The following is a 21,691-nucleotide window of genomic DNA, read 5'->3' as shown; positions in this document are numbered from 1 at the left end:
ACGCAATACGGAATGCAATTGCTGGACAAAGCTCTTCTTCGCTCGGGCTCGCCCTTGCTACGAAGAGCTTTGTCCCCTGTCGATCCGTGTGCTAAACTCCCCTGAAAAGAGATTATCGAAGTCAGTGGTGCACTTTAAAGTTCAAGTGGTGATGTGTGTAATTCTCCTAATTCTTGATTTTGGCTAGGTATAGGGGGAATCACACTAATAAGGTTGCTGATTAGATGGGTTCACTGCATGACCTCCCTCGCATCCTTTATGAAAAGGCGGGGCTCCCTCTCCCCGCTTCGGACATTAAAGCGCAGAGAAAAGACCAGGTCCATTTTTTCGGGAAGACGTTTTCGGGAAGCGTAAAACCAGATGCAACTGAACACAGGACCGTTCTTTTTCACTCTGAACATGACATGCTGGTTCTTAAGCAGGTTCTGACTCACTACAGAAACGGCCTTCGAGAGGAAAAGGGGTTCGGGATTTCCCTCTCCGAAAGGCGAGAGGCTTTCAATCTCAGAAACAAGGGTGTCATCTATGGAAGCAAGGCTTATTTCTGAGTCTATATTAAGCTTGCTCTCAGGTTTCTGGCCGCTTTTTTCAAGTTCTTCTGAAAATCGCTCCCTGAAAAGATCGACCTTCTCCTCAAGAATCGTCACTCCTGCCGCGTAGGCGTGTCCGCCGAATTCAACGAGAAGATCCCTGCACTTTGAGAGAACGGAAAATATGTTGATTCCTCCGAAGGATCTCCCGCTTCCTCTGCCCACGCCGTTTTCGTCTACCGAGATGAGAAAAGCGGGTTTTCCGCAAGATCCGGCTAGGGAAGAAGCCACGATACCTACGACTCCCCTGTGCCATTCGCGAGACGAAAGAACAAGGGAATTGCTATTTGAGTACTCGGGAACCGACTCAACCATCCGGGTCGCGTCGCTCAGTATCCTTTCTTCAATACCGCGACGCTCGGAGTTGCGCTTGTCAAGAAATTCCGCAAGCAAGAAAGCGTCCTCTTCGCTCTCGGCGAGAAGAAGCTCAACCGCCTTGTCCGCGGAATCAAGCCTCCCCGCCGCATTTATTCTGGGACCGAGACGAAAGCCGAGATCGAACACCTCTATGCCATCGCCGATGCCGCTTACCTCTTTAAGGGCCCACAGGCCCAGACGCTTGGGGCTCCGCATTCTTTTAAGACCTTCTTTCAGCATGATCCTGTTCACATTCCCCACCGGTACGCGGTCAGAGACGGTCCCAAGCGAAACAAGATCAAGAAAATCCCCCATGTTAGGTTCCTCGACGGTCTCGAAGAATCCCTCCTCCCTCAGGGTTCTCCTGAGGGCCAGAGCGAGGTTAAACGCTACCCCGACGCCCGAAACCTCTTTTCCCGGGTACCTGCAGTCCGCCTGACGGGGATTGAGAACGGCGACAGCCTCGGGCAACTGGCCACAGAAGTTGTGATGATCCGTAACTATGAAATCCATTCCCAGCGTGCGCGCCTGCGCCACTTCATCCACCGCCGTGATTCCGCAGTCAACCGAGATTACGAGGTTTACCTGCCTCTCCTTAAGATCGCGAAGCGCCTTGGAGTTCACTCCGTAACCCTCTTTGAACCTGTCGGGAATATAGTAGGTAACGTCGCAGCCGAGGGCTCTCAGAAAACCCGTCAGAAGAGAGGTAGCCGTGACGCCGTCAACATCGTAGTCTCCGTAAACGGCGATTTTTTCCTTTTCGTAAACACATCTGCAAAGGCGCGCCACCGCCTCCTCCATGCCTTTCATCAGGAAGGGAGAAGGCAGGTCCGAGAGGGATGCAGAAAGAAACGCCTCGGCGTCTTGAGCGGAATTTATTCCCCTATTTACCAGAAGTTCCGCGGTTATCGGCAGGATGTCGAGCTTTGCCGAAATCCTCTCAACCGGCCCTTTAGCGGGTTTTGCTACTACCCATTTTCTTTTCTTCATAAGAATTCCGCGGGGAGGAATTCAGGAAGAGACGCTTTCTTTCCTCAGGTGCTCAATCAGTCCCAAAAGCCCGAGGTAATAACTGTGCGCCCTGAAACCCGACACCACGCCGAGCGATACTCCCGAGACAAAGGATTTCTGCCTGAAGTCCTCCCTTTTGTATATGTTGGAAATATGAACTTCCACAACGGGCATTCCGGTTGAGAGTATGGCATCCCTTATGGCCACGCTTGTATGGGTATAGGCGCCGGGGTTTATGATTATTCCGTCGAATTTCCCGTAGGCGTCCTGTACGGCGGTGACTATCTCCCCTTCTGAATTCGACTGAAAGAAGGAAAGTCCGACGTCTCCGCCCAGGGAGTCGGTTTTCGAAGAAAGAAAAGATTCAATCTCAGAAAGGGTAAGACTTCCGTAAATCTCAGGCTCCCTCTTGCCCAGCATGTTGAGATTCGGACCGTTGATAACAAGTATTTCCATGGGACAAAATACCGGGAGTAATGATAATTAAAAGGCTGAGAAAAACCAAACGGGGTTTCTATTTGCCAAGAAGACCCATTATCTCTTCTCGTTTGTTTCTGTAAACCGGGTTATCGGGTTCCATCTCGCAGAGAACCTCAATTATCCCCAGAGCGTCCTCGTAAAGTCCTTGGGAAACGTAGAGATTAAGCATCGTGTCCGTCTCGAAAACTCCGGCCCGCGGTCTGTTTTTCTCCTCCGGTTCCGGGGAAGGCTCTTCGGACTCACTGGCCTCTTTCACCCGGCGCCACGGATCCGGAACGGGCGACAGGGAGACCCTGAAGGCTTCGGCTGTTCTGCCCGCGCTTTTGTATACATGTATCAACAGGTCTGAAGCCTGAGTGTTCCGCTGGTCCAGAGAAAGTGCTTTTTTGAGTTCCTCCTCCGCGGCAGCGACATTCCAGCACACAAGATGCGCCCGGGCCAGAATAAGCCTCGCCCGGCTGCTATCACCTTTTTTCTCCGTAAAATCGGAAACCGCGCGCCTCGCCTTGGTCACCTCTCCAAGCGCGAGATGAACTTCCGCCAGCGCGAGAAGCGAATCGGAGTCGGGAAACATCCTCAAGGTGTATTCGTACTTTTCCCTGAGCGCTTCAAGCTCACCCTGGCTCAGAGTATTAAGCTCGTCCATAAGCCTTGTTGTTTTTACAAATCCCGGTAATCGCCACGCCTTTTCTCAATCAACTCTAGGGATAGTATACGCAGAAATCGAATCGGCTCCGCCTTACCAAGAATACCGCAATGCAGTATAACGGACAACACTAACCGAAACGCCGTCGAGGCCTGGGGCTACCCTCTTTTCAGAAAAGAAAACATCTCCACTTCCTCTATGCCGACTAGTCTGGCAAGCAGGAAATAAATAATGACGCCTAAACCTACCGAGGCGGCCATAACCAGCGCCTTGTCAAGAGAAAAACCGCTTTCGCTCCAAGTAGAAAAACCGGCGACGGCGCTTACCGCAAAACCCATGATTACCGCGATTGCGAGAATCCTGAGCGAAAAGAAAAGGATGTCGCGGGAGAGAAAATGTCCCAGACGGCCATTTAACAATACAACCAGCAGAACGAAATTCACCACCGAGGAGATTGAACTCGCAAGCGCAAGACCCAAATGGTCAAGCGAGAAGACAAACCCCAGAACGAACCCGCAGACCGCGTTCAGCAGAAAACAGAAAAACGCCACCTTGACCGGCGTCTTCGTGTCCTGAAGGGCGAAAAAGGCGGGCACGGTGATTCGGATTCCGCCCACCGCGAAAAGTCCGAGTCCGTAGCCCAGGATGGCCTGGGAAGTATTTATAACCGCCACGTAATCAAACTGGCCGTGCTGGTAAAGAAAATTGCATAGGGGTACCCGCAGAGCTACTATCCCGACCATTGCGGGCACCATTATAAACAGCATGCGCCTGAGGGAACGCTGATACTCTGTGCCGAAACCCCCGTAATCCTCCCTCGCAGCGTAGCCTGAGAGAGCGGGAAGCGTAACGGTCGCCAGGGAAACGGCCACCACCCCGAGGGGAAACTCTATTATCCTCTCTGCGAAATAAAGGTAGGAGACGGTTCCCTCGGACATAAAGGACGCGTACTGGGTGTTTACGAGTATGTTCAGGTTGTAGACCGCTATTCCGAAAAGCTGAGGGAACATGAGAACCGCGAGTCTCCTGACCGCGGGGTGATTGAAGGTTTTCGCGAAGCCGAACATGAACTTTTCTTCGCGAAGATAAAACAGGTGGAGCAGCAGCTGCAACACCCCCCCGCCAAGGACCCCGAAGCAGAGAGAAACTATAGGCACTTCAAATTCCCTGTAGAGAAACAGGGCGCTTGCTATTACGCACAAATTGAAAAGAACCGGAGAGAAAGCCGGTGCGAAAAAATGCCGTACGGAGTTAAGAACCCCCATCGCGAGAGCCGTAAGAGATATAAAAAGCACGTAGGGGAAAACAAGCCTGTTAAGATAGACCGCCAGATCGAAAGTCTTCTGATCAAATCCATAGGCGAAGAGCTTCACCAGCCAGGGGGAAAAAATTATCCCCAGCGCCACGACTAAAACGAGAATGATGAAAAGCACGGTGAACGCGGAACGCAGGGCGTCCTTCGCCCCTCGCCTGTCCCCCGACTCAAGGTACTCCGAGAATATGGGTACGAAAATCGCCGCCAGAGAGCCTTCGGCGAAAAGACGTCGCAGCAGGTTGGGAATACGAAACGCGACGTAAAAAGCGTCGGTCTGGAAACCCGCTCCGAAAAGTGCCGCCACCACAACGTCCCGCAGGTATCCGACGATCCTGCTCAACAGGGTAAGAAAACTTACTAGCCCCCACTTGTCCTTATGGTCTTCCCTTGTTTCCATGAAGATCCTAGTCCTCCGGCGGATCGCCGCTCCCGGGAGGGTCGACAAAATCAAACTCTATTTCCCCCCTGAGTGCTTCCAGCACCCTGCGCGTTTCCGAAATAAGTTCGGGAGTGGTGATCACCTTTACTATCATCTCCTTCGGAATTTCGGTTCTAACCCACATCAGGTGCCCGTAGGTGCCGAGTATCGCCTGCAAAAGAACATTGGAACTCTTGTCGGCAAGCTTTATAAAAAAAACAGACATTTCTTCTGAAGCAATCCCATGTGGAATCTCACCCTCCGAATCATCATGTCCCCTGATGAGAGTATATACAAAATAAGCCAACAAGTAGAATTGCGGCCCCAACGGATAGTATTTTTTCTTATGCCCCCTCACGGCATCATCCATTATTAAAGTAATATCTAGGCTTATATTCTTACCGCTCAACCGCTGAAAAGACTAACTATTTCAAAATGTTACTTGACTTTTTACATGTTTTTTTATAATTTATGAATTGGCATGACAGGAATATATTATGGCATATAATGGCAGAAGGTAGCATAAAATGTTCAGAGGAAGATACGAACATACTATGACCAAGACCGGAAGGGTCAGTATTCCTTCGAAGTTCAGGGAGGTCTGCAGGAAGAAATATTCCGATGAGACCTTCGTAATAACGAACTTTGACCGCTGCCTCATCGCCTATCCCATGAGGGAGTGGAACGAACTCGAGAAAAAGCTCTCCAAGATATCCATAACCGACAGCGAGGTTACGTCTTCAATACGCTATCTCATGGGAAACGCGGTTGACTGCCCTATAGACAACCAGGGAAGAGTTCTCATTCCTCAGTCGCTACGCTCATACGCCGCCATTGAAACTGAAGTCGTTCTGGTCGGCATGCTGAAAAAGATAGAGATCTGGTCAAAGGAGATATGGGAGAAGGAAAACGGCTCAGGGGCATTTGAGACTTTCATACAAAGCAGGGAGGTGCTCGCCGGATATGGTCTCTAAGAGAATAAGAGCCGCGGGCGCAAGTTCTGAGCCGCAGGAGCAGTTCCACTCCCCGGTCATGGTAAAGGAGGTAGTTGAATACCTCGACCTGCCGGAGGGAGCAATCGTGGTCGACTCGACCGTGGGTCTCGGCGGACACTCCGAACACATTCTCAATGAATACCCTTCGATATCGAAGCTGATAGGCATGGATGTCGATCAGGCCACGATCTCTCTTGCGAAAGGCAGGCTTTCGGCCAATGCGGAAAAAGTAGAGATAGTGAACAGAAACTTCATACACATTAAAAACACGGTCAATTCCATGGGAATAGAATACGTGGACGGCATCATCGCCGACCTGGGAATTTCCTCTTTCCAGCTCGAGCGTAGCGGTAAGGGATTCAGCTTCAACAGAAACGAGTTCCTCGACATGAGGATGGACGCAGGTCTTCAGTTCTCCGCCTACGATCTTGTAAACGAGATGAGAGGCGAAGAGCTTGAATACATACTGAGAAAATACGGCGAAGAGAAGTTCGCGCGGAGAATCGCTAACTCGATAGTGAAAAGCCGGACGAAAAAACCCATACAGACTTCCTTCGAACTGGCCTCGATAATCTCGAACTCAATTCCCAAAAAGTTTCATCCGAAAAAAACGCATCCCGCGACCAAGACTTTTCAGGCGCTTCGGATCTCGATTAACAACGAACTCGACAATCTGGCGATCTTCATTGAAGAAGCTGTAAAGACCCTCAATACAGGAGCGAGACTAGTGATCATCTCCTTTCACTCGCTTGAAGACAGAATAGTTAAGAACATGTTCAGAAAACTCGACTCCCCGTGTGCTTGTCCTCCAGATCTTCCCGTATGCGCATGCGGGAAATTTCAGCAGGTAAGAAGGGTGACCCGCTCGGTCGTACGGCCCGGAAGAAGGGAAGTGGAGGAGAATCCCAAGGCGAGAAGTTCAAAAATGAGGGTTGCAGAGGGGGTATAGTCGCAGATGAGAAGAAAGTTTGCCGGGAGGAAAAAAAGAGAGAAGGGATTGTTTTCTCGTACATTAATCATTTTCTGTATCGCTTTGATAATTGCGCTTTGCTTTCTGCGAATCAAGGTAGAACACACAAGGACCGGTTACGAGATTTCGAAAAACCGAGAAGTCGAAAGGGCCCTTTTAAAGGAAACCGTGATGCTTCACCACGAAATTTTAAAACTCAAATCTCTTGAACATCTCAAACCAGTGGCGGATAAAAAAGGATTCAGGTTCGCCAGTTACAAAGATGTCGTTTTCGTTGAAGAGGTAATAGTTGCACAGGAAGAACAGGATGAGGGATTCTGAAAAACAAAAACGGAAGTTTTATATTGCCTCAGTTTTTATTACAGGTCTGTTTGTGCTTCTGGGATACAGATCCTTTGAACTCCAGGTGCTCCAAAGTGAGAAGTTTTCCGCCGGGGCTAAAAAACAGCACAGCAGGGTTTACAGGATGCCTCCGGTACGGGGAACCTTGTTTGACCGGAATAAAAAACCTCTGGCCACAAGCGTCTGGGCAACTTCGATCTATCTGAATCCCAAGGAAGTAAAAAACCCGGACAAGCTTGCACGGACAATATCGAAACCGCTGGGTCTGTCCCGCAACAAACTGATCAGTCTTACACGTTCTGACAAGCCCTTTGTATGGATCAAAAGGGGAGAGGATCCCGGGACGGCAAAAAAGATAGAGGCCATGGGTCTTTCGGGGGTCGGTTTCGCCGAGGAACCGAAAAGAATTTACCCCAACGGTTCTCTGCTCGGGCAGACGATCGGATTCACCAACATAGATCTTAAGGGAGTGGAGGGGCTTGAATACGGCTTTGAAAAAATGCTTGCCGGCAAACCAGCCACGGTGAGGATCAGAACCGACGGCAGGGGAAATAGCATATCCGACGTCCTGCTGAATGCGAAAGAACAGTCTACGAAGGGAAGCGATGTGCTGCTTACCGTGGATTCCAATATACAGCACATGACGGAAACTGCGCTCGAGAAAGGCATAAAGGAAATGAAAGCGGATAGGGGAGCCGCCCTCCTGATGAATCCTCAAACTGGTGAGATACTCTCCATGGCCTCCTATCCGTTTTTCAATCCTAACCGCTTCGGCGAGTTTTCTCAGAAAACGAGAAAGAATCTCCCCGTGTGGATGTCCTTTGAGCCCGGTTCCACGCTGAAGGTGTTTTTGGCGGCGACCCTACTTGAAGAAAAAATGGGGGATGAGAATACCGAGTATGACTGTGAAAACGGAAAGAAGAGAATCGGCCCGAAAGTAATAAAAGACGTGCACGGCCACGGAATCCTGACGGTTTCCGAGACCATCACGTATTCAAGCAACATATGCGCCTGGAAAATGGGGGAGACCTTAGGAAAGAAAAAACTTCACGATTCGCTCAGGAATTTCGGTTTCGGAGAAACGGTTGGAGTAGACCTTCCCGGGGAAGCCACAGGGAGAATGCAGAGCCTAAGGGACTGGGGAGATATAGAACTGGCAACAATATCGTTCGGACAGGGAATATCGGTAACGGCAATCCAGCTGGCAACCGCGCTTTCGAGTATCGGAAACGGCGGATATTTGATGAAGCCTTATATCGTGAAGAAAATAGTCTCACCCGAGGGCAAGGTTCTCATGGAAAGAAGCCCGGAATCTGTAAAAAGAGTCATCTCCTACGATACGGCTTCTAAGGTCACCAGAATCCTTGAACAAGTAGTGGAAAACGGCACGGGCAAAAACGCCAGCATTCCCGGCTACAGAGTCGCGGGAAAAACAGGCACGGCGCAAATGCCTAATCCGCAGACCGGCACTTACTACGAAAACAGATATCTTTCGTCATTTATCGGTTTCGCCCCTGCTGATGACCCACGTCTTGCCCTCGTCGTAATCGTCGAGAACCCCAGAGAACATAACTACGGAGGGGTAGTCGCAGCACCTATTTTCAAGTCCATAACTGAAAAAGTCCTGTTCTACATGCAAATACCTCCAGACAAGGAAAAGCTTGAAAAAATGGTCATGCCGGACATGGTGAACAAAAGTGCGAGAGCCGTCATGAAGTGGGCGGAAAAAGAGGAAGTGTCGGTCAGGTTCATAGGAAACGGCTACGTGGTCAGCCAGCATCCACCTTCAGGGAAAAAGATAAGAAGGGGAACAGACTGCACTTTCATCCTCAAGCAGAACATATGAGATTAGCGGATGTTCTGAGAAACGCAGGAATCGAAGCTATAACTGGATCCAAGAATCCGGGAGATACGGAAATTACGGGAATAACTCTCAACTCGCAGAATGTGGAACCGGGGTCTCTTTTTATTGCCATCAGGGGCAAAGTCACCGACGGGCACAATTACGTCGCCTCCGCGGTAGAAAAGGGAGCGGTGGCACTTCTGCTTGAGGAGATTTCAGCGGAAATTCCGGACCTCGGAGTTCCCTTTGCGAAAACGAGCGACTCTAGGGCTGCGGCATCCATTGTCGCCTCCAATTTCCATGGTCACCCTTCCCTTGCAATGAAGGTCGTTGGGGTGACGGGGACAAACGGAAAAACCACTGTGTCTCACATGATAGAAGCCGGCTGGAAAGCCGATGGGGTAAACACGGGTCTCTTGGGAACAATAGAAAACAGATACATGGGTAAGACCGAACCTGCATCCCTTACAACACCTGATCCCATAGCTTTTATGAGCATGCTGCGTGAAATGAAAGACGCAGGAGTGACAAACGTCACGGTCGAAGTGTCCTCGCACGCCCTTGATCTAAAAAGGGTTGACGGATGTCACTTCGACGCGGCGATATTCACGAATCTCACCCAGGATCACCTAGACTACCACAAGACGCTTGAAGATTACTTCAGGGCGAAAGAAAGGCTTTTCTCGGAAATTCTCGAAAAAAGCGCAAAAAAAGAGGTGTTTTCGATAATAAACGCGGATGATCCTTTCGCAAACAGGATATCCGCCTCGAAAAAAGGTCTGAAAATAACGTTTTCCACGGAAAAAAAAGACTCAGTCGTATTCGCGGAGAATTTCACACTTGATTCTGGAGGTATAAAGGCCACGCTGGCCACCCCGTGGGGCAAGGTGGAACTTGATTCAAAACTCATGGGGAAACACAACCTCTATAACATGATGGCGGCAGCCGGAACGCTCCTCTCTCTCGGTTCGTCCCCAGCGACAACCGGGAGAGCGCTGAGTGAACTCAGGCGCATCCCTGGAAGGCTCGAGAAAATTGAGAGCAGCCTGGGAATAGATGTTTTTGTGGACTACGCCCATACCCCTGACGCGCTTGAGAACGTGCTTGCGTGTCTGAAACCTTTCTGTGCTCAGAGACTCATCACTGTCGTGGGTTGCGGAGGGGACAGAGACAGGGGAAAACGCCCCCTTATGGCTGCTGTGGGACGCAGGTATTCGGACATGCTGATAGTGACTTCGGATAACCCCAGAACGGAGGATCCGGAGAGGATAATAGAAGATATGACCGAGGGGGTAGAACCCCAAGATCCGGGGGTAGTGGTAATAACCGAAAGGGAGGAAGCCATAAAGAACGCCGTGGATAAAGCCGTACCTGGAGACACGGTCCTTATAGCGGGAAAAGGTCATGAGAACTACCAGATAATCGGCACTGAGAAAATTCATTTTGACGACAGGGAGATCGCAGAAAAATACCTTGAAGCCAGGGAAAGGAGAGGACTTTGAGATTCAGCCTTGACTTTCTGTTAAATTCCACGGGAGGGAGCCTCGTCGGCGGCAAGATGCCGGTTGGAGCTTCGGGGGTCTCCATCGATTCCAGAAATATAGAGAAAAACCAGCTCTTCGTCGCCATAGAGGGGCCCAACTTTGACGGGCACGATTACGTCGCCGAGGCTTTTGAAAAAGGCTCTGCGGGGGCGATAGTGGAAAAATACCTGCAAATACAGAACTCAAAACGCAACTGCGGCGCGATAATAAAAGTCGAATCCACGCAAAAAGCCCTCCTTGAGATGTCAAGACACTGGAGAAATTCGTTTCCCGACCTAAAAGTCGTCGCCATTACGGGTTCGAACGGAAAAACTACAACCAAGAACATGACCCACAGCATACTGTCCGTATCAGGCAGCGTGCTCAGCACCCACGGCAACCTAAACAATCAGATAGGTCTTCCGCTCAACCTTCTGAAACTGGAGAAAAGCCACGATTTCTGCGTGCTCGAGATGGGGATGAACTCTTTCGGAGAAATAAGAACCCTCGCGGATATCGCCTCGCCCGATGTGGGGACGATCACCACTGTAGGAAAAGCTCACCTAGAGGGAATGAAAAACCTGGAAGGAGTCGCAAAGGCTAAAGGAGAATTGGTTGAAAACTTCGGAGAGGAAAACACTTTCTGCGTAAACATTGACGATCCTTGGGTGGAGAAGATAGCGGCCCGCGTGCGCTGCCGGAAGATCACATACGGGGTTGCCTCTCCGGAGGCTTTCATAAGGGCAGACGACATCAGCCACGAGGAAATGGAGTCCATCGAATTCACGATACACATAGGCAAGCAGTCCGCCAGAGCGAGAATAAGGGGAATAGGAGCTCACAATGTTTCAAATGCCCTTTCCGCCTCCGCTCTTGCGCATTCTCTCGGATGCGGAATGAGCGAGATACTGGCAGGTCTTGAGAAATACGTTCCCTCCGCCATGCGCCTTGAGGTTATCCGTACCCCTTTCGGCTTCAGAGTCATAAACGACTCATATAACGCAAATCCCGACTCGATGCGCGCGGCGCTTGATGAACTCGTCGCCCACCGGCGCGGCAAGGCGAAGGCGGTAGCGGTTCTTGGGGACATGCTTGAGCTGGGAGAAAACAGCGAAAAAGAACACCAGATGATCGGGGAACATATCTCGAAGCTCGGTCTTCATATGGTAATAGCCATGGGAGAATTCTCCCGGTTGCTCGTATCGTCCGTACGAGGGCAGACGGCATGTCACGTGGCGGAGAGCCCGCAGGAGGCAGCGGCCCTGCTTCTTGACACGTGCCGAGAGGACGACTTGGTGCTTGTGAAGGGGTCCCGGGGAATGAAGATGGAAACGGTAATACAGATGCTTTACGAAAAATAAGCCATGCTCTACTTTCTGCATCTTCTAAAAGACGACTTTATTTTCTTAAATGTTTTCAAGTATATAACTTTCCGTTCTTTTGGGGCCGGGCTGACTTCGTTTGTCCTCTGCGTCCTCCTCGGGAAAAAGCTGATTGACCTGCTAAAAGCGGCGCAGCTCCAAGAGACCATACGCAAAGAAGGACCCAGCAGTCACGGCGTAAAAGCCGGCACTCCAACGATGGGGGGCATATTCATCGTAATGGCCATAATGATCTCATCCCTTCTCTGGACGAACTTCCTCATAGACAAGGTCATGCTCGTGCTTCTGTTCACGGCAAGTTTTGCCATTCTGGGATTTTTCGATGATTTCATGAAGATAAAGAGAGGAAAGGGTATAAGGGCAAGAGTAAAGTTTCTCTGCCAGACGCTCATAGCCGTGACTTTCGTGGTCATTCTCTGCATGAACGAAAGCGGAAGTTTCTCAATGTCCATGAGAGCCGATGAAATCGTGGTGTATTCCTCGACCTCGGTGGTGTTTCCGTTCATAAAGCAGGCAGTTGTGGATCTTGGATATCTCTACATACTTTTCGCTCTTCTGGTCACCGTAGGTTCCTCAAACGCGGTGAATCTCACCGACGGTCTTGACGGTCTGGCCATAGGTTCGATCGCTATCGTAACCACCACCTACATAATCTTCGCCTATCTCGCCGGAAACCTGCAGTTTGCAAGCTACCTGCAGATCCCGCATGTGCAGGGAGCCGGGGAATTGGCCATTTTTCTCGCGGCGGTCGGAGGAGCATGCCTGGGGTTTCTCTGGTACAACTCCCACCCGGCCGAGGTGTTCATGGGAGACGTGGGTTCCCTTTCGCTGGGAGCGGCTATAGGATTCAGCGCCCTGATGATAAAGCAGGAAATACTCCTGATAGTGGCAGGGGGAATATTCTTCGTGGAAACGCTTTCGGTGATAATCCAGGTGATCTCGTTTCGCTCTACAGGCAAGAGGGTTTTCAGGATGACGCCCCTTCATCACCATTTCGAGCTTGCCGGATGGGCGGAATCGAAGGTGGTGGTGCGTTTCTGGATAATATGCGTGGTTCTTTCTATCCTCGCTCTTTCAAGTCTAAAGATAAGGTGACCAAATGGATCTCGACGAAAACAGATTCTTGATCGTGGGGCTCGGGATAACCGGAGTAGAAACTTCAAAATTCCTCCACTCCAAAGGAGCCTCGGTGAAAGCAACAGACTCGAGGGAAGCCGGGGAACTCCGACCCGTGGTGGAGAAACTCGCGGCGGGAGGCGTGGAAATCCGCTGCGGGACTCACGCACCCGAATTCTTCGAATGGGCCGATACGATAGTACTGAGTCCAGGGGTAAGGTTCGATCTTCCCGAGATCAGGAACGCCCAAGTAGCGGGAAAAACGGTAATAAGCGAAATCGAGCTTGCGTGGAACTTCTTATCAAAACCGGTAATAGGCATAACGGGAACAAACGGAAAGACAACGACCACGTCCCTTCTCTCGGAAATGCTCAAACGAAGCGGAATAAAAATCTTTACGGGAGGAAATATAGGAACGCCCCTTATATCGGTAGCTGAAAAAGACGACGAATACGACTTCCTGCTGCTTGAACTCAGCAGCTTTCAGCTCCAGGGAATAAAGGATTTTTCTCCCCACATCGCGGTAATCCTCAACATATCACCGAACCACCTAGACCACCATTCGAGCATGGAAGAATACGAAGCGGCTAAGCTCGGGCTTTTCGCAAACCAGAAAGAAAATGACTGGGCAGTATTCAATGCGGACGATCCGGCGGTGCTTAAGGGCTCGGACAGCTTCAGGGCAAAAAAAATATCTTTCGGAACTGGGCAAGAGAAAACCGACGTCTACTGCAAGGAAGATGAAATAGTGTTCGGAGAGCTTTCCTTCTATCTTCGGAACTCGGCACTTGTCGGAGAACATAACAAGGAAAACATAATGGCAGCGGTGGCCGTTGCGGGAGTACTGGGCTGTCAGCGGGATCCGGTGCAGAAAAGCATAAACGAATTCCGCCCACTTCCGCACAGAATGGAATTCGTGCTGACGACAAGGGGGGTAGATGTGTACAACGACTCAAAATCCACAACTCCATTCGCCACTCTGAGAGCAATTGAGAGCCTCTCCCCGCCGATCATACTGGTTGCCGGAGGAAAGGACAAAGGAATCGACTACAACTGCCTTAAGGACGCAGTGGCAAGCAAGGTAAAAGCCCTGGTCCTGATAGGGGAGACAAGAGAGAAAATGCGCGCCCAACTGGGCGACCTAGCGCAGACAACATGCGCGGACTCCCTGAAAGAGGCGACGCAAAACGCTTTTGAACTGTCCAATGCTGGAGACACGCTCCTGTTTTCGCCCGGGTGTTCAAGTTTTGACATGTTCGGCTCATACGAGGAAAGGGGAAATCTGTTTAAGGAGATCGTAAGAGATGTTTGATTTCAAAAACAGGGATTTTGACGTACTGCTCCTCGGGCTCGTCCTCATAGTGGCGGGAATCGGGGTGGTGGCCGTATACAACTCAAGCTCCATATACTCCCTTGAAACCTATAACAACTCGATGCGGTTTCTCAAATTCCACGTCATATATCTTCTCGTTGGAATAACGGCCATGGTGACATTGATGCACGTGAAGCCGTCTTTTGTAAGAAAGCTGGTTTACCCGGGTTATCTGCTCGGACTCGCTTTACTCGTAATCGTGCTTTTGCCTGAAATAGGAAAGGAAGTCGGCGGGGGACGAAGGTGGATTTCGGTCTGGGGATTCTCGTTTCAGCCGTCTGAGTTCTGCAAGTACATGCTGGTCATCTACATGGCGCACTTCCTGTTCAAGAAGGAGGACAAGATGGACAGCTTCTGGATCGGCATATTTTCTCCCCTGCTTGCCGGTGGTGCCTACGTGGGACTTATCTTGGCCGGGCCAGACCTCGGAACCTCTTTCCTCGTTCTGGCAATTCTTTTCATAATGCTCTTTGTCGGAGGAGCAAAACTCCGGCACCTGCTCAGCATCGGAATCGGGGCCGTGGGACTGCTCGTGCTGGCTATCATCAAAGAGGGTTACAGAATGGAGAGAATAATGTCCTTCCTAGATCCGTGGAAAGACCCCCTCGGCTCGGGATACCAGGCCGTTCAGTCGTTCATGGCCTTCGGTATCGGCGGAATATACGGAAGCGGGCTCGGGAACAGTTCCCAGAAACTGCTTTTCCTTCCCCAGGCCCACACGGATTTCATCTTTTCGATAATAGGCGAGGAATTCGGATTCGTAGGGGTAATAACGTTAATCGTGCTTTTCCTCATGATTCTGGGAAGGTGCGTAAGGATATCCATGCGGGCGGAAGATCCTTTCTCAAGATACATGGTATTTGGTTTCACGGCGCTCATAACGCTCCAGGCGGCGCTTAACATGGGAGTTGCGGTCGGCCTCTTCCCCACCACGGGGCTGACGCTGCCTCTTGTAAGCTACGGAGGAAGCTCTCTTGTATCGACGCTTGCGGCGTTCGGAATCATCCTGAGCGTCTCTAGATTCAGTGCTGAGGAATGATGAGAGTGATAATAGCCGGAGGAGGAACAGGAGGACACGTATTCCCCGCGATATCAATCGCGGAGGAAATACTTGAGAGAAACAGCGGAAACGAGGTTATGTTCGTGGGCACCGAACAGGGAATCGAAAAAATGATTCTTCGAGAGAAAGGATACAGAGTCGAATTCATAAAATCAAGGGGAATTGTAGGGAAAAGTTTCTCCCAGAAGGTGATAGCGGTGATTTCAATACTAGGAGCGATGCTGAGTTCCCTCAGGATACTTAGGGATTTCAGGCCCGATGTAGTTATAGGAGTCGGTGGATACGCATCCGGACCTACCCTGCTTTGCGCCTCCATGAGTTCCATCCCGACCGCCGTCTGCGAACAGAACTCCGTCCCGGGGCTTGCCAACAGAATTCTCTCGAGATTCGTCGGCAAGATATTCATAACTTTCGAAGAAAGCAAAAGGCATCTTCCGGCGGAAAAAACCGTGCTCACCGGAAATCCCATAAGACGCGATCTCGCACGTGGGGCCGCGGAGAAAAAAGCCCGCCAAGGCGCCTGGCAAAACGTATTCGTACTCGGAGGAAGCCAGGGAGCGCGGAAACTGAACGAAATCGTTCCCCAGTCACTGGCAAAACTCGGCACGCGGGTAGACGTGACCCATCAGACCGGGGAAGTCCACATAGAAAGTGTGAGGGAAACTTACCGTCAGTTCGGCATTTCGGCCGAAGTGTTCGGATTTACAGACGACATGTCGCGGATATATGAAAAAACGGATCTCGTGATCTGCAGAGCCGGCTCCGGAACGCTGTCCGAGATAACGGCGTTCGGCATACCGTCAATACTGATCCCGCTTGCCTCCTCCACGCATGACCACCAGCTGAAAAACGCCAGGATCCTGGAGTCAAACGCGGCGGCAGCGGTGATTGAGGAAAAGGAACTTTCGGTCGAAGGTCTTTGCGCGGTTATTGAGAAAACCCTTGAACAGGAAACCCTCGATCGCATGGCGGAAAACTCGAGAAAACTCGCGCGGCCACATGCCGTCCGGGAAATTGTAGACGAAATCGAGCATATAATCGGGTAATCGAATGTACGGCAAGATAAATAAAGTTCATTTCATCGGTATAGGCGGCATAGGAATGAGCGGCATAGCCGAAGTGCTGATCAACATGGGTCTTGAGGTAAGCGGTTCCGATCTCGCGGAAACCCAGATAACCCGACGGCTGGCTTCTCTGGGAGCCGTCGTTCACACGGGTCACAGCTCGGAGAACATCAAGGGAAGCGAGGTGGTCGTATACTCATCGGCCATCAGGAAAGACAATCCCGAGATGATCGCCGCCGCAGCGGCCAGGGTTCCCCTCATACCCAGAGCGGAAATGCTCGCAGAACTGATGAGACTCAAGTTCGGCATCGCAGTAGCCGGAAGCCACGGAAAAACCACCACGTCCTCCATGATAGCGTCGGTGCTTTCCCACTGCGGTGCCGATCCAACCATAGTGGTAGGAGGAAAGCTGCGGACCATAGACTCAAACGCCCACCTTGGAACCGGACGTTTCATGGTAGTGGAAGCCGATGAGAGCGACGGATCATTCGAAAAACTCTCTCCGGTCGTCACGGTGCTCACAAATATCGACAAAGAGCACCTTGATTACTACGGAGACATGAAGGCCCTCGAGCTTGCCTTCTCCAACTTCCTGCACAAAATCCCCTTCTACGGACTCGCGGTAACATGCGCCGACTGTCCGAGAACCGCAAGGATAAGCAGGGAATTCAACAAAAAAATACTGACTTACGGAATAAACAGCCCCGCGGATCTAATGGCCGAAAACATACGCTTTTCCAAGCTGCGGACATCGTTTGAAGTAACATACGGAGGTTACCTGCTCGGAGAGGTGGATCTCAGCACTCTGGGAGCCCATAACGCCCTAAATTCCCTGGCCGCAATAGCCGTGGGAATGGAGTTCGGCTTCAGTTTCGAGAAGATAAAAGAGGGTCTTGCGACCTTTGAGGGCACGGAAAGAAGACTGCAGTTGAAAAGTGAGAAGAAAGGTGTAAAGATAATAGACGATTACGGGCATCACCCGAGTGAGCTGGAAGTCACTATAGAAGCTCTTAAGGCAGCGTTTTCCCAAGAACCGATTCTTCTCTTCCAGCCCCACAGATTTTCTAGGACAAAGCTTCTTTACAACGACTTTGTCAGGGTTTTAGGAAAAATAAAACACCTATACGTTCTTGATATATATCCCGCCGGGGAAAAACCGGTGAAGGGAATAACTTCAGAAAAGCTAGTCGAAGACATAAAGAAAGCGGGCAACGCGAACGCACGTCACGTGGATGACCCCGATGCTTTCGTGGACCGCATGGCAAACGAGCTCAAAAAAGGGGATATCCTGCTTACCTCGGGCGCCGGGAACGTCTGGAAGTACGGGGACAGGATCGCAGAACGGATCGTATGAACGACTCAACTCAAAACAGCGACCTTGAAATACTGGTCAACTACCCGATGAGGAAATACCTGTACATAAAAGTCGGTGGAGAGGCGAAACGCCTCGTGTATCCACAGAACATGAAAAGTTTCCTTGAACTGCTAAGGCACTGCCACGAGTCAGGGGAAAAAGTCACCGTGCTCGGAGCCGGTTCCAACACCATAATAACCGAGCAGGGAATAGACGGCGTAGTCGTAAGCACGAGGAAGCTAAAGGAAGTAAGCATAGACGGAACGCGCGTCGAAGCCGAATGCGGCGCAATGCTCTCATCCATAATGAACAGATCGATCCGCCTCGGACTCACAGGGTTCGAGTTCGCCGCCGGTATACCTGGAACGGTCGGAGGAAGCATATACATGAACGCCGGCGCAAACGGGGGAGAGATAAAGGACGCGGTAAAAAAAGTTTACGTATGGCACGAGGGTGAGGAAAAAGAACTGTCAAGAGAAGAGATAAATTTCGAGTACAGGAAAAGCAACCTGCCCGAGGGCGCCATAGTCACGAAAGCCGTGTTCGAACTGCGCGAAGGAGACAGGAAGAAAAGCGAGGAGAACGTGAGACAGTACCTCGCTTACAGAAACAGGACCCAGCCCGTAAAAATGGCCAACACGGGTTCGGTCTTCAAGAACCCGCCCACGGTCAGTGCGGGAGAATTGCTCGAGGGGCTGGGATTCAAGGGGCTTTGCGTCGGCGGAGCCAAGTTCTCGGAAATCCACGCGAATTTCATCGTGAACTTCAACAGGGCAAAAGCCGACGATATCATCACGCTCATCGAGAAAGCGAGGGAAGCCGCGTTGGAAGAACGGAACATAACCCTTGAGTCCGAAGTCGAAATAATGGGCAAGGAGGCGAGAGCCACATGAACATGCTGACAAAGGGAATATCGGCGGTCTTTTTCTTCTCGGTTTGCGGAATTGCTCTTTTCGCAATAGAACCGTTGGAGCATCTTACCGTAAAGGAGGTTGTCATCACAGGAAACAGCAAGATAAGTTCCTCGGAAATCATAAAACGCTCCGGAATAAGAGCCGGGTCAACATCCATGCTGTTTCCCACTTCCAAAGCAAAGCAGGAGATCCTTGAGAATCCATGGGTAAGCGAAGTGCGGGTGAAGAAGCTTCTTCACGGAAAAATAAAAGTTGAGATCTACGAAACCGAACCTTTCTGCATAGTGGCCCAGGAGGGGGCTAAGCCACACTACATAGACGTAACGGGAAGACGGCTAGGCCTAGCAGAACCGTCGCAAGGTCTTGATTTTCCGGTTATCTCAAGCAAAGAGGAAGTCAGTCCAGGTCTCATGCTCCAAGCAATCGAGATTCTCAACCTCTCCAAGTCAAGTCCGGCTCTTGGCTGGTCGGAGATTTCGGAGGTAGTAGTAGAAGAAAACTTCGGCATCAAGCTCTTAACCCTTGACCGCAGGTTCGTAACCTTCGGGAAAAACAACATGAAAAGCAAGTGGCACAAGGTTGAGAGGATAATAGTTCACTCGCGCAAGAACAACCTAGTGGAAAAAGACATAGACATAAGCTCGGGCGAGGTAGGCGTAATAGGCTACGATTCCTAACATCACGAAATGGCACAGAGAAAAAACAGCTCGCTACCGATAGTTGGTCTCGACATAGGAACAACAAAAGTCTCCGTAGTGGTTGGGGAGTCCGACCTAAACGGCGAAACCGAGATAATCGGCGTCGGTAACCACCCCTCCCACGGGCTCAAAAGGGGGGTAGTGGTCAACATAGAGAAAACCGTGGACTCCATACAAAACGCAGTCGAGAAAGCCGAACACATGTCCGGACATGCGATAAAGGAGGTCATAGTAGGAATAGCGGGCGGGCATATAAAAGGAATGAACGGGCACGGAATGGTCACCCTGCGGGAAAAGGAGGTGACCCCCAAGGATATCGATAGAGTCATAGAGTCGGCAAACGCCCTCTTGATTCCGGCGGAAAGGGAAATTATCCACGCCATCCCGCAGGAATACACGGTTGACAAGGAAAGCGGCATAAACGATCCGGTCGGTATCCACGGATTAAAACTTGAGGCAAACGTCCACGTAGTCACGGGGGACGTGACCGCGGCCCGCAACATCATAAAATGCATAGAGATGTCGGGGATGAGTTCCGTTGACATGGTAATTGAGCAGATAGCTTCAAGCGAAGCGGTTCTTACGCATGACGAGAGAGAAATTGGGGTAGCGATGATAGATTTCGGAGGAGGCACCTGTGATATAGCGGTGTTTATAAACGGAAGCGTCAAATATACCGAAAGCATCACCCTCGGGGGAGACCATCTCGACAGGGATATCGCGTTCGGACTCTCCGTGCCACTCCCCGAGGCAAGAAGGCTAAAGGAAAATCACGGCGTGGCCACAGCCAAGCCGAATGAAATGATAAGCGACGACAGAATAGAGGTAAAAAGCGCTTCGGGACGCGAGCCCAAGCGTATTCTGAAAAAAGACCTTACGACGATAATCCAATTGAGAATGGAGGAGATCTTTACTCTGATAAAAAAAGAATTCTTAAAGCAGGGATTCATCGGCATGCTTCCGGCTGGGGTGGTGCTCACGGGAGGGAGCAGCAAGATGCAGGAGATGGCGACTCTTGCCGAGCAGGTACTCGACATGCCGGTTCGCATCGGTATACCCCGCGACGTAAACGGTCTCACGGACATTATCACCGACCCCATATACTCAACCGGGGTGGGGTTGGTCAAATATGCAAGTTTAAATGAAGAATCCGGCATCCCGGCAGGGGTGCTGACGCAGAAAAATGTTTTTACGAGAATGAAAGGATGGTTTAACGAATTTTTTTAAAGGAAAAATCCAACCGGAGGGATAAACATATGGCAAGTTTTAGGATTGAGAATGTTGAAGGTGGCTTAGGCAGAGCCAAAATCAAGGTTGTAGGAACAGGTGGGGCCGGCGGAAACGCCGTGAACACCATGATAAGTAGAGGACTTAAAGAAGTGGAGTTCGTTTCCGTAAACACGGATTTCCAGGATCTGAGCAAATCACTGGCGCCGACGCAACTCCAGATAGGAGAAAGTATATCTAGGGGCCTCGGTTCCGGGGGAAATCCCCAGATTGCAAAGGAAGCCGCTCTTGAGGACAGAGAGAAGATAGCGGAGGTTCTCGGAGAGGCCGACATGGTTTTCATAACCGCAGGAATGGGAGGCGGAACCGGTACTGGCGTTTCTCCCGTAATCGCCCAAGTATGCAAGGAGAGGGATATTCTCACCGTGGCTATAGTCACAAGGCCCTTTGAATTCGAGGGAATTGCAAGAAGGGAAAAAGCCGACTACGGAATTGAGGAGCTGGACAAATATGTCGACACGCTGATTGTGATCCCCAACGACAAGCTTGCGGCCATACACAAGGTCAGCATTCTTGATGCTTTTCGTCAGGCGGACGAAGTTCTTTACCAAGCGGTAAAGGGAATTTCCGACATCGTTACGGGAACTGGATACATCAATGTCGATTTTGCCGATGTGAAAAGCGTAATGGCAAATCACGGAGGCAAAGCTCTTATGAGTTCCGGGTTCGCACAGGGTCCGAACCGGGCGACTCAGGCAGCGCAGATGGCCATAACAAGTCCTCTTCTCGAGGATGTATCCATTGCTGGAGCCAAGGGGATACTGATGAACGTAACGGCTTCGGAGGATTTCGGAATTGAGGAACTGAACGAAGCGTGCAATCACGTGAGGGAAAGGGCAAATGGCGATATCGATCTGATTTTCGGTCTGGTCTTTGATGAAAAGGCCAAGGATTTCGTAAAAATCACCGTGGTCGCGACCGGGGTAGAAAATTATATCGATAAAAGGGTGACCG

Annotated in this window: 20 protein-coding genes; 15 read left to right on the top strand and 5 right to left on the bottom strand. The window is 50.7% G+C overall.

Translation table 11 applies throughout. From position 1 onward, the window contains the following. Positions 1–230: 230 nt before the first annotated feature. From recJ to F4Z13_07840, 5 genes are all read right to left on the bottom strand, one after another. Positions 231–1,937: a single-stranded-DNA-specific exonuclease RecJ gene (gene recJ, locus F4Z13_07860; protein MXZ49138.1), complete on the bottom strand. Its 1,707-nt coding sequence runs from the start codon at positions 1,935–1,937 to the stop codon at positions 231–233. A gap of 21 nt (positions 1,938–1,958) precedes the next feature. Further along, positions 1,959–2,414: a type II 3-dehydroquinate dehydratase gene (aroQ, locus tag F4Z13_07855; GenBank protein ID MXZ49137.1), complete on the bottom strand. Its 456-nt coding sequence runs from the start codon at positions 2,412–2,414 to the stop codon at positions 1,959–1,961. Positions 2,415–2,472: 58 nt separating this feature from the next. Beyond that, positions 2,473–3,084, bottom strand: coding sequence for a hypothetical protein (locus F4Z13_07850; GenBank protein MXZ49136.1), 612 nt, complete (start codon positions 3,082–3,084; stop codon positions 2,473–2,475). A gap of 158 nt (positions 3,085–3,242) precedes the next feature. Beyond that, a complete protein-coding gene (gene murJ, locus F4Z13_07845; protein MXZ49135.1) occupies positions 3,243–4,796 on the bottom strand; it encodes a murein biosynthesis integral membrane protein MurJ in 1,554 nt (517 codons plus the stop codon). A 7-nt stretch (positions 4,797–4,803) separates the two neighbouring features. Beyond that, positions 4,804–5,043: a hypothetical protein gene (locus tag F4Z13_07840; protein ID MXZ49134.1), complete on the bottom strand. Its 240-nt coding sequence runs from the start codon at positions 5,041–5,043 to the stop codon at positions 4,804–4,806. A gap of 301 nt (positions 5,044–5,344) precedes the next feature. Here F4Z13_07840 and mraZ point away from each other — a divergent pair, with 301 nt between their 5' ends. From mraZ to ftsZ, 15 genes are all read left to right on the top strand, one after another. Further along, entirely contained in the window at positions 5,345–5,791 is a 447-nt protein-coding gene (gene mraZ, locus F4Z13_07835; GenBank protein ID MXZ49133.1) for a division/cell wall cluster transcriptional repressor MraZ, read from the top strand. Then, complete coding sequence (gene rsmH / locus F4Z13_07830; GenBank protein ID MXZ49132.1) at positions 5,781–6,761, top strand: 16S rRNA (cytosine(1402)-N(4))-methyltransferase RsmH; 981 nt, start codon at positions 5,781–5,783, stop codon at positions 6,759–6,761. Before mraZ ends, rsmH begins: the two co-directional genes overlap by 11 nt. Positions 6,762–6,767: 6 nt before the next feature. Beyond that, positions 6,768–7,103 carry a hypothetical protein gene (locus F4Z13_07825; protein ID MXZ49131.1) on the top strand — a complete coding sequence of 112 codons (336 nt, stop codon included), beginning with the start codon at positions 6,768–6,770 and terminating at the stop codon, positions 7,101–7,103. Further along, positions 7,090–8,970: a PASTA domain-containing protein gene (locus F4Z13_07820; GenBank protein ID MXZ49130.1), complete on the top strand. Its 1,881-nt coding sequence runs from the start codon at positions 7,090–7,092 to the stop codon at positions 8,968–8,970. Before F4Z13_07825 ends, F4Z13_07820 begins: the two co-directional genes overlap by 14 nt. Continuing rightward, complete coding sequence (locus F4Z13_07815; GenBank protein MXZ49129.1) at positions 8,967–10,469, top strand: UDP-N-acetylmuramoyl-L-alanyl-D-glutamate--2,6-diaminopimelate ligase; 1,503 nt, start codon at positions 8,967–8,969, stop codon at positions 10,467–10,469. Before F4Z13_07820 ends, F4Z13_07815 begins: the two co-directional genes overlap by 4 nt. Beyond that, positions 10,466–11,851, top strand: a complete 1,386-nt coding sequence (locus tag F4Z13_07810; protein ID MXZ49128.1) for a UDP-N-acetylmuramoyl-tripeptide--D-alanyl-D-alanine ligase — start codon at positions 10,466–10,468, stop codon at positions 11,849–11,851. The genes F4Z13_07815 and F4Z13_07810 overlap by 4 nt, the downstream gene beginning before the upstream one ends. 3 nt (positions 11,852–11,854) lie before the next feature. Then, positions 11,855–12,967 (top strand): phospho-N-acetylmuramoyl-pentapeptide-transferase, encoded by a 1,113-nt coding sequence (locus F4Z13_07805; GenBank protein MXZ49127.1) that lies wholly within the window; start codon positions 11,855–11,857, stop codon positions 12,965–12,967. Between the two features lie 4 nt (positions 12,968–12,971). Continuing rightward, positions 12,972–14,300, top strand: a complete 1,329-nt coding sequence (gene murD, locus F4Z13_07800) for a UDP-N-acetylmuramoyl-L-alanine--D-glutamate ligase (GenBank protein MXZ49126.1) — start codon at positions 12,972–12,974, stop codon at positions 14,298–14,300. After that, positions 14,293–15,399, top strand: coding sequence for a putative lipid II flippase FtsW (gene ftsW / locus F4Z13_07795; protein MXZ49125.1), 1,107 nt, complete (start codon positions 14,293–14,295; stop codon positions 15,397–15,399). Before murD ends, ftsW begins: the two co-directional genes overlap by 8 nt. Next, a complete protein-coding gene (gene murG / locus F4Z13_07790) occupies positions 15,396–16,466 on the top strand; it encodes an undecaprenyldiphospho-muramoylpentapeptide beta-N-acetylglucosaminyltransferase (protein MXZ49124.1) in 1,071 nt (356 codons plus the stop codon). The genes ftsW and murG overlap by 4 nt, the downstream gene beginning before the upstream one ends. A 4-nt stretch (positions 16,467–16,470) precedes the next feature. Next, positions 16,471–17,838, top strand: coding sequence for a UDP-N-acetylmuramate--L-alanine ligase (locus F4Z13_07785; GenBank protein MXZ49123.1), 1,368 nt, complete (start codon positions 16,471–16,473; stop codon positions 17,836–17,838). Continuing rightward, positions 17,835–18,731 carry a UDP-N-acetylmuramate dehydrogenase gene (gene murB / locus F4Z13_07780; protein ID MXZ49122.1) on the top strand — a complete coding sequence of 299 codons (897 nt, stop codon included), beginning with the start codon at positions 17,835–17,837 and terminating at the stop codon, positions 18,729–18,731. Before F4Z13_07785 ends, murB begins: the two co-directional genes overlap by 4 nt. Beyond that, entirely contained in the window at positions 18,728–19,429 is a 702-nt protein-coding gene (locus F4Z13_07775) for an FtsQ-type POTRA domain-containing protein (protein MXZ49121.1), read from the top strand. Before murB ends, F4Z13_07775 begins: the two co-directional genes overlap by 4 nt. A 9-nt stretch (positions 19,430–19,438) precedes the next feature. After that, positions 19,439–20,677 carry a cell division protein FtsA gene (ftsA, locus tag F4Z13_07770; protein ID MXZ49120.1) on the top strand — a complete coding sequence of 413 codons (1,239 nt, stop codon included), beginning with the start codon at positions 19,439–19,441 and terminating at the stop codon, positions 20,675–20,677. A 29-nt stretch (positions 20,678–20,706) separates the two neighbouring features. Beyond that, positions 20,707–21,691, top strand: a 985-nt coding sequence (ftsZ, locus tag F4Z13_07765; protein ID MXZ49119.1) for a cell division protein FtsZ, incomplete at its 3' end; no start/stop codon positions are given.

Source organism: Candidatus Dadabacteria bacterium, from assembly GCA_009837205.1.
In the GTDB taxonomy this organism is placed as follows: Bacteria; Desulfobacterota_D; UBA1144; order Nemesobacterales; family Nemesobacteraceae; genus Nemesobacter.
The sequence above is the reverse complement of the archived record's forward strand: the minus strand, read 5'-3'. Positions and strand labels throughout refer to the sequence as shown.

Excerpts from the sequence above, each read along its gene's own strand:
- recJ (MXZ49138.1), bottom strand. The coding sequence starts at position 1,937 with ATGAAGAAAAGAAAATGGGTAGTAGCAAAACCCGCTAAAGGGCCGGTT.
- aroQ (MXZ49137.1), bottom strand. The coding sequence starts at position 2,414 with ATGGAAATACTTGTTATCAACGGTCCGAATCTCAACATGCTGGGCAAG.
- F4Z13_07850 (MXZ49136.1), bottom strand. The coding sequence starts at position 3,084 with ATGGACGAGCTTAATACTCTGAGCCAGGGTGAGCTTGAAGCGCTCAGG.
- murJ (MXZ49135.1), bottom strand. The coding sequence starts at position 4,796 with ATGGAAACAAGGGAAGACCATAAGGACAAGTGGGGGCTAGTAAGTTTT.
- F4Z13_07840 (MXZ49134.1), bottom strand. The coding sequence starts at position 5,043 with ATGTCTGTTTTTTTTATAAAGCTTGCCGACAAGAGTTCCAATGTTCTT.
- mraZ (MXZ49133.1), top strand. The coding sequence starts at position 5,345 with ATGTTCAGAGGAAGATACGAACATACTATGACCAAGACCGGAAGGGTC.
- rsmH (MXZ49132.1), top strand. The coding sequence starts at position 5,781 with ATGGTCTCTAAGAGAATAAGAGCCGCGGGCGCAAGTTCTGAGCCGCAG.
- F4Z13_07825 (MXZ49131.1), top strand. The coding sequence starts at position 6,768 with ATGAGAAGAAAGTTTGCCGGGAGGAAAAAAAGAGAGAAGGGATTGTTT.
- F4Z13_07820 (MXZ49130.1), top strand. The coding sequence starts at position 7,090 with ATGAGGGATTCTGAAAAACAAAAACGGAAGTTTTATATTGCCTCAGTT.
- F4Z13_07815 (MXZ49129.1), top strand. The coding sequence starts at position 8,967 with ATGAGATTAGCGGATGTTCTGAGAAACGCAGGAATCGAAGCTATAACT.
- F4Z13_07805 (MXZ49127.1), top strand. The coding sequence starts at position 11,855 with ATGCTCTACTTTCTGCATCTTCTAAAAGACGACTTTATTTTCTTAAAT.
- murD (MXZ49126.1), top strand. The coding sequence starts at position 12,972 with ATGGATCTCGACGAAAACAGATTCTTGATCGTGGGGCTCGGGATAACC.
- ftsW (MXZ49125.1), top strand. The coding sequence starts at position 14,293 with ATGTTTGATTTCAAAAACAGGGATTTTGACGTACTGCTCCTCGGGCTC.
- murG (MXZ49124.1), top strand. The coding sequence starts at position 15,396 with ATGATGAGAGTGATAATAGCCGGAGGAGGAACAGGAGGACACGTATTC.
- F4Z13_07785 (MXZ49123.1), top strand. The coding sequence starts at position 16,471 with ATGTACGGCAAGATAAATAAAGTTCATTTCATCGGTATAGGCGGCATA.
- murB (MXZ49122.1), top strand. The coding sequence starts at position 17,835 with ATGAACGACTCAACTCAAAACAGCGACCTTGAAATACTGGTCAACTAC.
- F4Z13_07775 (MXZ49121.1), top strand. The coding sequence starts at position 18,728 with ATGAACATGCTGACAAAGGGAATATCGGCGGTCTTTTTCTTCTCGGTT.
- ftsA (MXZ49120.1), top strand. The coding sequence starts at position 19,439 with ATGGCACAGAGAAAAAACAGCTCGCTACCGATAGTTGGTCTCGACATA.